This window comes from Enterobacter sp. 237C8, assembly GCF_034106865.1.
GTDB classification, from domain to species: domain Bacteria; phylum Pseudomonadota; class Gammaproteobacteria; order Enterobacterales; family Enterobacteriaceae; genus Enterobacter; species Enterobacter asburiae_B.
The window spans coordinates 1-626 of the sequence record NZ_JAWNDF010000023.1 but is presented as its reverse complement, the minus strand read 5'-3'; the positions used below and the strand labels follow the sequence as shown (position 1 = coordinate 626).

Genomic DNA, 626 nt, shown 5'->3' with positions numbered 1-626 from the left:
TATCACCTCGCCGGCGCTTTTCGCAGATTAGCACGTCCTTCATCGCCTCTGACTGCCAGGGCATCCACCGTGTACGCTTAGTCGCTTAACCTCACAACCCGAAGATGTTTCTTTCGATTCATCATCGACTTGCGAAAATTTGAGAGACTCGAACACACATAACATGTGTGTCGTTTCAATTTTCAGCTTGATCCAGATTTTTAAAGAGCAAAACTTCGCAGTGCACCTTTTCAGGTTCACTCTGAAGTTTTCTTGTGTTCGCAGTAAAAGATGGTGGAGCTATGCGGGATCGAACCGCAGACCTCCTGCGTGCAAAGCAGGCGCTCTCCCAGCTGAGCTATAGCCCCATCGTTTATAATCTCTGTACCGCTCATCCTTTAAAAGGAGTTTGGTAGGCCTGAGTGGACTTGAACCACCGACCTCACCCTTATCAGGGGTGCGCTCTAACCACCTGAGCTACAAGCCTGCAGAGATTTTTACTGCTGTTTTTCATCAGACAATCTGTGTGAGCACTACAAAGGCAGGTTCTTTAAGGTAAGGAGGTGATCCAACCGCAGGTTCCCCTACGGTTACCTTGTTACGACTTCACCCCAGTCATGAATCACAAAGTGGTAAGCGCCCTCCCG

Annotated in this window: 2 tRNA genes and 2 rRNA genes; all 4 read right to left on the bottom strand. The window is 48.9% G+C overall.

The window, feature by feature from the left end:
• Positions 1 to 91 (bottom strand): 23S ribosomal RNA (locus tag USF70_RS21725); the annotation flags it as partial.
• A 180-nt stretch (positions 92 to 271) separates the two neighbouring features.
• Positions 272 to 347, bottom strand: a tRNA-Ala gene (locus tag USF70_RS21720).
• A gap of 42 nt (positions 348 to 389) precedes the next feature.
• A tRNA-Ile gene (locus USF70_RS21715) sits at positions 390 to 466 on the bottom strand.
• Positions 467 to 535: 69 nt separating this feature from the next.
• A 16S ribosomal RNA gene (locus tag USF70_RS21710) occupies positions 536 to 626 on the bottom strand; the annotation flags it as partial.